The sequence below is a fragment of the Butyrivibrio sp. genome (genome assembly GCF_017635265.1).
Lineage (GTDB): Bacteria > Bacillota > Clostridia > Lachnospirales > Lachnospiraceae > Butyrivibrio.
In genome coordinates this window covers 39,894-49,773 of record NZ_JAGBLU010000107.1, presented here as the reverse complement: position 1 = coordinate 49,773, position 9,880 = coordinate 39,894, and the positions used below count along the sequence as shown (strand labels likewise).

Here is a 9,880-nt window from a genome sequence, read left to right as displayed (position 1 = left end):
TATATTAGATATGTATTTAATATTATATATATCAAAGAAAGTTGTACTATATTATATATATAATATATATTAAAATGATTCAAACTTATAAACTAAGATCAGAAAGTAATGCTGGTAATAAAAGCTAGAAATAAAAATATTGGAAAAGTTAAAAAAATTCATTAAGAGATTAATAAAAATCAAGAAATTGAGGGCTTTTAATCAAAATTTGATACATTGAATTATTAGGTAAGGTCAAAAGGGTTTGCTTCATAAAATATACGTAAAAAAGAAATTAAAATATTATAAAAAAACAATAAATAAACAATCAACATGATGCAGGAAGTCAAAAAAATAAATATCTGAACAAAACTGCCGTATATACAGTACTTCTCAGAGAACAAGAAGTAAGAAATAAATGAAAAAACCAGCACTTGCAAGAAAACTTGCATATCAAAATTCTAAGACTCATAAAATCTAATATAAAATCAAGCGTAATTATTCAGAAAAAATCAGATAAATATGCAATAATTAATTCTAATTTTAATTACATTTGTGATTATATAAAATATAATCAAATCTAAAAGAAATCTTTGTCCAAAGCGGTCAATATGTATATACCTGCAAAATAGATATAAGTCAGAATGTTTTCAAAATAAATAGTAAAAAATAATAAAACAACATATAATATTAAAGAATATAAAATATATCGAATGATATAAAAATAGTGATAATCCGTTAAGATAAGGTAAAATAATTTCAATTAATACTAGAATAAATTAAAGATATCATACGAAATATTTAATTATATAATTAAACTATAACAAAACACAAAAAGATAAAATGTTATATAAATATTATTCGCTAAATTAAAAGATAAAGGAAAAATGCAAGAAAGAAAATAAAAAATGCAAGTTCAAAAGATTACTAAACATTGATTGCCGGGATGATGGGAAATATAAATAATTAAACTTTTTGATTGTTTGACACAGGTTTTATGTGTTTGGCTTAAGGGTCAGGCTTTTTTAGGGTAATCAATATTCGTGTAAGTTTTCAAAAATTTAGGGTAATCGATTTTCATGAGGTTTTCCGATAGTTAATGAGTGTCAGTCCTGAGGGGTTGGCACTTTTTACTATGCTTTGTTTGAGTATCCATATTTCAAGAGTAATATCAAAGCTCACGAATCAGTCTGTAGAATTAATATAATTAAGCACTACAAAATCTGTTATATTATACTCATTAACGGAACAATATGTTTATATAGTTAAAATGTTCATAATGGTTTTAAATAACTGTCTACATACAGATCAGATTAATGTTTTATATATGATTGAATAGGAAAATAGAGCTCTAGAGAATTATATTGAGAGCAGATATTACTAAAGTGTATTTTTGTAGAAATTTAATTACACACTATAAGTGTTGTTAATTTTTTAAATAGTAAACTACACTTATTTATTAATTAAAACAAAGAAAAAGCGCGTGTTTAAGCCAATTATAATAAGAATGGGTGACAAAAAAGGGAAAAAAAAGTAAGTCAAAAGGGATTGAAAAGTAGCAAAATTGGGAAGAAAAAGTGTACAAAAAGGGGAAGTATGGAAATAGGCTTAAAGGTACATTTATGGGAAGTAAAGGTGCACAATTAGGGAATATAGGTGACTAAAAAGGGAAGACAGAAATTTAATAAAATAAAATCATAAAAACCCTTGTAAATGCAGATAAAAAGGCAAGTCTAAAACCCAAAACAGCTAAGGGTGACAAAAAAGGGAACAGGATAGGTGACCAAAAAGGGAATGTAATTTTTGCAGATAAACGCAGGCTAAATATGCTAATAAAAATCAGAACATGGTATAAGAGAACAAAAAGATAGGCGAAAATAATAATAATAAAGCTTAAGGTGACTAAAAAGGGAATATAATACATGAAGCAATTTTCATTAAATATAAAAAAAGGTTATAAAATAGGATTAAAAAGTGACAAAAAAAGGAATATAATAAACCCATCGAGTCAATTCAAAGCGGTCAAAGGTGAACATAAAGGGAACGAAAAATTGAAAAGGTGCTAAAAAAGGGAAGATAAATGATTGACTAAAAAGATTAATGATTTACAGCTGGAAACACAGATAAAAACCCCAAAATATAGGCAAATAATGCTTGAAGGTGACAAAAAAAGGAATATAATATTAATTAAAGTTTACAAAAAGGGAATGTTATTTTATATTTAAATCCTAAAGGTGTACAAAAAAGGAATATAGGAAATCCGCATTGGTGCACAAAAAGGGAACTGTTTTACCAGAAGTAATGGGGGCCGTATGAAAGATGAAAAAAGAGATCAGCTCATTGCCAGGCAGAGCTATAAAAAATCAAATGAACTGATCAATGCCATGGGAAAAGGCACTGCTCTTAGTCAGAAGTTGTTTGCTATAGGCATGCAGCATATTACTGTAGATGATACCAATAATGTTGTTGCAACAATATATGGAACAGATCTTAGGAAGATGTTTAAATCTACATCCGGATCATTATATGAACATATTGAAGCATTGTGTGACAGGCAGGTTAAAGGGGCAACTATTTTTGACTGGAATCTTCTTATGAAAGATAAAGAAAATGGGAAGATTGAAGCTCACCAGGTTGTTACAGATGCTTCATTTAAGAATGGCACTCTAACGCTTCGTTATAATAATTCACTTACCGATAAAATAGTAAATTTGCAAAAGGATTATACAGTACTTAGTTTGGCAGACACCCTTAGTCTTAAGAGTGTTTATTCTTTGCGCTTGTATGAAATGCTAAAATCAGCGTTTGATTATAAAAAAGCTATAGAGAAGATCGATGGCGAACAGGTTATGGATTATAATCTTACTGAGCTTAAATTGGAGCTTGGAATTATCAATTCAGGCGGTGATAATAAGATTAAAGCAGAACTTGAAAAAGATTACCCTGATTATGAAAAGATAGATGAACTCATAGAAAAAACAGGTCAGACCAAATATAAGGAATATAAAATTTTCAACAGAAATGTTCTTTCAAAGGCAAAGGATGAACTTAATAAGAAAACAAGCCTTATAATAGATTATGAACCGATTAAGAGTGGAAGAAAAACGGTTGGAATAAGATTTTTTGTTGATAAAAAGAATATTGCTGCAAATACCAATAAGAAGGAAAAAGAAGTCGTTCGAAATAAAGATGATGTACTTGATGATCTTATCGAATTAATGCATGATTATTTTAAAATAAAAGAGATAAGAGATATCGCAGACTGCGCTGGATATGATTATGAGAAGATAAAGAAAGCTTATGATTATATGCTTACCTATAATACAACGGTAGATGTACCTATCGCATTTATGAAGGATTGTATAAAAAACGAGTATTACAATAATAAAGCAAAGCCAATACCTTCAAAGAAGAACAGTTTCAATAATTTTGAACAACGTACAGATATAGATTTTGAAGAACTTGAAAAGCAATTACTTGATAACTGATATATAAAATATATGTTATATAACAAAAAGGGAAAATATGGAAAAGATAGTAGCAAAACTACTCATGTATGGGGATATGCCGGAAGATTCAATATTAATGCAGCTTTCCAAAGTATCAAAAGATCTGCATAAAACCGACTACGACGTAGAAGATCTTACGGCAAGAGTTTATAAACAGGTGAAAAGACTGCTTGTACTTGGTACAGCCAATGCATTTGACGATAATTTGTGGCATAATTACTTGTCTTATTTACTTATCATGGATGAGAATCCGTTTAGCCTGACATGTGAAAAAGTTGGAAGTAAAAATGGCAGCGTAAATCATTTTGCAACAGCAGATTTTCACGCTTTCAGGCAGCTTTTTGAATATGATTTTACTGAGATTGAATCAAAGCTTGGAATTGACTGTTTCAGTTGCATAACTAACTATAAGGCAATAGAAAAGCCAGAGCTGATGTACAATTCCAATGTTAGTGAAAAAGTACGAAATTTGACGAAGCAGCTTGAAGAAGCCAAATCCGATGATGAATTTTTTGATATTGTTACTGATTTTTATAAAAGAATCGGTGTAGGTGAGTTTGGATTAAATAAGGCATTCAGGATAAGGGAGCTTTCTGACGGAAAAATTGAGTTTAATCCAATCAATAATATGGATAAAGTCGTTTTAAGCGATCTTGTGGGATATGAGATACAAAAACAAAAACTGATATCGAATACAAAAGCATTTGTGGAAGGTAAAAAAGCTAATAATGTTCTTTTGTTCGGGGACAGTGGAACCGGTAAATCAACAAGTATAAAAGCTATTGTAAATGAATACTATGGTGAAGGGCTGAGAATGATTGAGATATATAAATATCAATTCAAGCTGCTTTCACAACTTATTTCACAAATAAAAAACAGAAATTATAAGTTTATTATTTATATGGATGATCTGTCATTCGAGGAAGATGAGTCTGATTACAAGTTTCTTAAGGCTGTAATTGAGGGTGGAGTTGAGACCAGACCTGATAATATTCTTATTTACGCTACATCAAACAGAAGGCATTTGATAAAAGAAACATGGAAAGACAGAAGAGATGTTGAACAGGATGGAGATATCCACAGATCTGATACGATGGAAGAAAAATTGTCTCTTGCCAATAGGTTCGGTGTAAATATTGGTTATTATAAACCGTCAAGGCAGGAGTACTATGATATTGTATTGAAATTAGCCAAACGTAACGGAATAGATATGAAAGAAGATGAACTTAAAATGGAAGCAGACAGATGGGAGCTCAATCATGGTGGAATTTCAGGAAGATGCGCTCAACAGTTTATTAACCATCTATCCGGGAGATAATTAAGGATCCCATTTAAGATTGGGGCAATCAGTGGCACATCCCTGCAGATATTCATTGCGGACGCTACAAGATGCATTTCGACAATCTTTGCATCTAAACGAATAGTGGTATGAGTAACGAATCTTGCATGCTCGGCAGCAAAAAGGAGCGCCACTATTTCTGGCGACAAATGTTCGTCCACATCCCATGCATGTTTTTACAATATTGTGTGCCATAACGTCCTCCTATATATATTATTATCTAGCAATTTGATTTATAATCAATTAAATTGTAATTAAATGAAAATAAAGAGGAAATAAATCATGCATGAGATGAGCTATATTTCCAGGATGGTATCCTTGGCAATAGATGTAGCAAAAGAGAACAATGCAAAAAGTGTTAAGAGTATAGTAATTCAAATAGGAAAAACAAGCGGTGTAATGCCATATTATATGCATAAGTATTATCCGGAAGCTGCCAAAGGTACTATTTTGGAAGGAGCGGAGTTAATCTGTGAAGAAGTACCTGTGAAAGCGCTTTGTGAGGAATGCGGAAGCGAGTATTATCCAACAAGTGAAAACAGATATTTATGCACGGTATGTGGAGGGAAAAAAGCGCATATTATTGAGGGAAAAGGTGTAACGCTAAAAAATTTAATTAGAGAAGATATATAAGATATATAACATATATATCATACATGAAAAATATAATTGATATATGACACATAGCTGCATGCTGTTTAGAGTTTTTGATTAGAGGAGGTATGAGTGAATACACTGTATATTGAGTGCAAAATGGGTATAGCCGGTGATATGCTGACGGCAGCGCTTATTTCTCTTTTTGATGATATGGAGCAAAAAGAGAAGGAGTTAAACAATTTAGGAATTCCAAATGTGGAATTTGTTCTTGAAGATTCCTCTAAGTGTGGAGTTTTAGGTAAGCATATGAAAGTGCTCGTAAAAGGGCAGGAAGAAATGGACTCAGAAGCTGCCCATGAGCGCGAGGATTTCCACAATCACGAACATAATCACGAGCACATTCATGAAAGCGTGCATAGTGATGGACATTCACATGAGCACGAAGAATCACATCACCATCACAATAAACTCTATGATATTGAAGATATAATTGAGAATCTTAACCTTTCAAAAGAAATTAAAAGCGACATTAGGGAAGTATTTCAGTTATTAGCCGAGGCTGAAAGTAAAGTACATGGAGAGCCGATTTCGGAAATACACTTTCATGAAGTTGGTAACTATGATGCAATTGCTGATATAGCTGCTGTATGCTATCTGATGCATGAGCTGGATGTTGATAAGGTGGTATTTTCTCCTATAAACGTAGGAGGAGGTACTGTTAAATGTGCACACGGAATATTACCCGTGCCTGCTCCGGCTACGGCATTACTACTTGAAGGTATTCCAAGTTATGAAAGCGAGACCATAAAATCAGAACTATGCACGCCAACAGGAGCTGCTTTGGCTAAATACTTTGCCTTCGATTTTAACTCTCAACCGGTGATGACAGTTAGGAAAATTGGTTATGGAATGGGAAAGAAAGATTTCCGTCAGGGTAATTTTGTGAGAGCAATATACGGCGAATGTAGTGATGAATATGAGAATGATCAGATTGTTGAGCTTTCATGTAATATTGATGACATGACTCCGGAAGAGATTGGTTTTGCTACAGAGCAGTTGTTTGCAGCCGGAGCCGTCGAGGTTTATACAATACCGGCTGATATGAAAAAGAACAGACCAGGAGTTATTCTTTCCTGCATGTGCCAAATTGACAACAGGGAGAAAATGTTAAAGGTATTGTTTAAACATACAACTACGATAGGAGTCCGAGAATCTATTTGTAATAGATATGTTTTATCAAGAAAAATAGATGCACTGGAAACACCATATGGAAAGGTTCGTGTAAAAGAGGCTTCAGGCTATGATGTCAAGCGCAAAAAGCTTGAATATGACGATATTTCAGGGATTGCGCGACGAACAGGAAAAAGCATATTTGAAATTAAAGAGGAATTACAAGCAATAATGGGAGCATCCGACTGATGCTCCCATTTTCTATGCTTAGAGAAATTATTAAAAATATAGCATAAATTTTAATGCAATATAGTGCATGAAGTGAGCATATAAGGTATAATTTACTGTATGGAGGTATTAATTTATCAATATTCAGGGGGGATATATGACAGAATTGGAAAACCATGGGAAAATAGAGTACGCATCTACGACTAATTTTAGCTCCAATGATATTTTATATATGTTAAAAGATTTACCTGATGCATGTTGTATATTTAAAGTATTGACGGATCCCTTTGGAACAGTTAAAGACATGTTGTTCCTTTTTGCTAATGAAAAGTATGCTCAATTGGTAAGAAAACCATCTGCAGAATTAATCGGCAATACATATTTTAATACTGTAAAAAACAGAGATGAAGATTGGATAAGATATAGCTATCAGGCTGCCATATTGAGACAGTCATCAATCATCAGAACATACAATAGTGACTTTGATAAATGGTTTGAATTTTGGTCTGTTCCGGTGTATCAAAAGGGATTTTGCGCATTTATAATTCATGACGTTACTGCAGCAAAAAGAGATGAAGACGATAAAACACTAAAAAGAAACAGTAATAATTTAGTTATACAGTGCGCAAAAGAGCTATCGTCAGCAGAATTTGGAAAGGGTATCCGGAAAGTCCTTAAAATACTTGGGACTTCGATTGAAGCTGATCATGCTTTTATAGTTGAAACTTTGGGTGATGAGGTCAAAGCGATTCATGAATGGGCCAATGGGGCGGCAACTTCAAAACTTCCATCAAAAAAAGATATAGAAAATAATAACTTTGTATCGATGTGGAAAAAGCAATTAAATAATAAGGATATTGCTGTTATAAATGATACTCATGAGATATGCGAAACAAACAAAAAATTTTACGATGAAAATTTAGCTGGAAAGGTTCAGAGATATATAATATCAACAGTAAGAGATAAAAAGGATGTACTAGGGTATCTTGTAGTTGATAATTATGCAAATGATCTTCCGCTTAATGTTACAGATGTAATAGAGTCTGCCGCGATATTTATTTCCTATGAAATGAGGAACAGGGCTCTTACGTCAGAGATGATGTATCTTGGTAGCCATGATGCACTCACAGGACTTGGAAACAGGTATTCTTTAAATCAGACATTGGGATTGTTGGCAGGAATATCGGTTAAAGTTGGTGTTTGCTATACTGATATTAATGGGCTCAAAAAAGTAAACGACGAAAAGGGACACGAGGCAGGAGATGAGTTGATTAAACAGGTGGCGAACGTATTTGGAAGTATATTTAAGAAAAAGTTCTGCTACAGGATTGGTGGAGATGAGTTTATTTCAATCCTTCCGGAAATTGAAGAAGAAAAGTTTAATGAACTTGTAAAAAAATAAAAAGAGAAGAAAATTAATGTTGCGATAGGTGCTGTTTGGAGTAAAAATTCAGGAGAAATAAACAGAGTAGTGAAACTAGCTGATGAAGCAATGTATGATGACAAGACTAACTACTATAAAGAGCACGAAAGACGCCATATAAAGGAAGAACAATCTGAAAAATAATGAATAATAACAAAAAATAACAAATGATAACAAAAGCCCAACGTTTATAGCGCTGGGCTTTTTGTTATATAACATCAATAATACATATATCAAGCTAAAGAAGCTGTGATAATCGACATAGAATAAACTTCGATTGCATTGCAACCACGAGAAAGATCGTTGATTGGAGCATTGAGACCTAAAAGAATAGGGCCATATGCCTCGAAGTTACCCATACGCTGAGCAATTTTATAACCAAGGTTACCGGCATTGATATCCGGGAAGATAAATGTATTTGCATGTCCTGCAACAGCTGAACCCGGCGCTTTCTGTTTTGCAACACGTGGAGATACAGCAGCATCAAACTGAAGCTCACCATCAATAGGAATATCAGGATATTTCTCCTGAGCCTTCTTTGTAGCGTTCTGCATCTTTGTAACTGTGTCATCCTTTGCAGATCCCTTTGTTGAGAATGAAAGGAAGGCAACCTTCGGGTCAACACCGAATCTTTGCGCACAGTTTACTGTTTCACCACAGATTTCAACAAGTTCATCCTCGTTAGGGTTGATGTTGATTCCACAGTCAGCCATAGCAATGACTTCATTTTCGCCTGTTGCTGAAGGACGAACAAGAATAAAGCAAGAAGAAACGATTGTATTTTCCGGTTTTGTTTTGATAATCTGAAGAGCAGGACGAACAGTATCAGCTGTTGAGTAAGTAGCACCGCCAAGAAGACAGTCGCCAAGGCCCATCTTTACAAGCATTGTTCCGAAGTAGTTAGTCTGCTTAAGAATAGGAACAGCCTTTTCAGGTGTCATTCCTTTGCTTTTTCTTAATTCGCAGAAAAGATCTACCATTTCATCAAACTTGTCGAAATTATCAGGGTCAATTATCTGAGCACCTCTGATGTTGTAGCCGGCATCTTCTGCAGACTTATTGATATCTGCTTCATTACCAAGAAGAATTGGCTTAAGGAAGTTTCCGGCAAGTAATCTTGAAGCGGCCTCAAGAATACGAGGATCAGATCCTTCAGGGAAAACAATAGTTTTTGGGTTAGCTTTAAGCTTTTGTATCATATCACCAAATCCGTACATTTTTTATCCTCCTTATATGTATCAGATAGTATTTTTATCAACGATTGCGATTATAATACTTATTATGGCTAAAAAACTTGATTTAACTCAAGTTTACTGAATTTTCAACAAAAAAGATTGATTATTTTTTAACTTACTTATATATTATTTAGTAAAGAAATCATGGAGGTATGAGAAATGAATATGAATCCAATGCTGCTTATGCAGCTTCAACAACGCCTGAGCCTGTTTTCACAGGATCATCCTAAGGTTTTACCTTTTTTTAGGGCTATTGGTTCAAATGCCATGCAGGAGGGAACAATAATAGATATAAAGGTTACAACTCCTGATGGAAAAGAGCTTGCGTCTAATATTAAGCTTACTGCAAATGATATTGAGACAGCGAAAATGATGATGAATATGGGAAATCAGCAATAAA

The 9,880-nt window shown here is 33.2% G+C and carries 7 protein-coding genes; 6 read left to right on the top strand and 1 reads right to left on the bottom strand.

Features of this window, described 5'->3' with window-relative positions; genetic code table 11:
- The first annotated feature begins 2,291 nt into the window (after positions 1-2,291).
- The 5 genes from J6O61_RS13625 to J6O61_RS13605 all read left to right on the top strand — a co-directional run bounded on the left by J6O61_RS13625 (position 2,292) and on the right by J6O61_RS13605 (position 8,224).
- Entirely contained in the window at positions 2,292-3,467 is a 1,176-nt protein-coding gene (locus J6O61_RS13625) for a replication initiation protein (RefSeq protein ID WP_292214347.1), read from the top strand.
- 37 nt (positions 3,468-3,504) lie between these two features.
- Positions 3,505-4,806: an ATP-binding protein gene (locus J6O61_RS13620; RefSeq protein ID WP_292214343.1), complete on the top strand. Its 1,302-nt coding sequence runs from the start codon at positions 3,505-3,507 to the stop codon at positions 4,804-4,806.
- 303 nt (positions 4,807-5,109) lie between these two features.
- Entirely contained in the window at positions 5,110-5,460 is a 351-nt protein-coding gene (locus J6O61_RS13615) for a hydrogenase maturation nickel metallochaperone HypA/HybF (protein ID WP_330613789.1), read from the top strand.
- Positions 5,461-5,553: 93 nt separating this feature from the next.
- Positions 5,554-6,843, top strand: a complete 1,290-nt coding sequence (gene larC, locus J6O61_RS13610) for a nickel pincer cofactor biosynthesis protein LarC (protein WP_292214340.1) — start codon at positions 5,554-5,556, stop codon at positions 6,841-6,843.
- 136 nt (positions 6,844-6,979) lie between these two features.
- On the top strand, positions 6,980-8,224 hold the full coding sequence (locus J6O61_RS13605; RefSeq protein WP_292214337.1) for a GGDEF domain-containing protein: 1,245 nt from the start codon (positions 6,980-6,982) through the stop codon (positions 8,222-8,224).
- A 254-nt stretch (positions 8,225-8,478) separates the two neighbouring features.
- On the opposite strand, the gene pta is transcribed toward J6O61_RS13605, so the two are convergent.
- The gene (pta, locus tag J6O61_RS13600) at positions 8,479-9,462 is read right to left on the bottom strand and encodes a phosphate acetyltransferase (protein ID WP_292214334.1); all 984 of its coding nucleotides are present in this window, start codon (positions 9,460-9,462) and stop codon (positions 8,479-8,481) included.
- Between the two features lie 177 nt (positions 9,463-9,639).
- Here pta and J6O61_RS13595 point away from each other — a divergent pair, with 177 nt between their 5' ends.
- A complete protein-coding gene (locus J6O61_RS13595) occupies positions 9,640-9,879 on the top strand; it encodes a hypothetical protein (protein ID WP_292214331.1) in 240 nt (79 codons plus the stop codon).
- The last annotated feature ends 1 nt before the right edge of the window (position 9,880 follow it).

Coding starts and splice junctions, on each gene's coding strand:
- J6O61_RS13605 (WP_292214337.1), top strand. CDS start 6,980: ATGACAGAATTGGAAAACCATGGGAAAATAGAGTACGCATCTACGACT.
- pta (WP_292214334.1), bottom strand. CDS start 9,462: ATGTACGGATTTGGTGATATGATACAAAAGCTTAAAGCTAACCCAAAA.
- J6O61_RS13625 (WP_292214347.1), top strand. CDS start 2,292: ATGAAAGATGAAAAAAGAGATCAGCTCATTGCCAGGCAGAGCTATAAA.
- J6O61_RS13595 (WP_292214331.1), top strand. CDS start 9,640: ATGAATATGAATCCAATGCTGCTTATGCAGCTTCAACAACGCCTGAGC.
- J6O61_RS13620 (WP_292214343.1), top strand. CDS start 3,505: ATGGAAAAGATAGTAGCAAAACTACTCATGTATGGGGATATGCCGGAA.
- J6O61_RS13615 (WP_330613789.1), top strand. CDS start 5,110: ATGCATGAGATGAGCTATATTTCCAGGATGGTATCCTTGGCAATAGAT.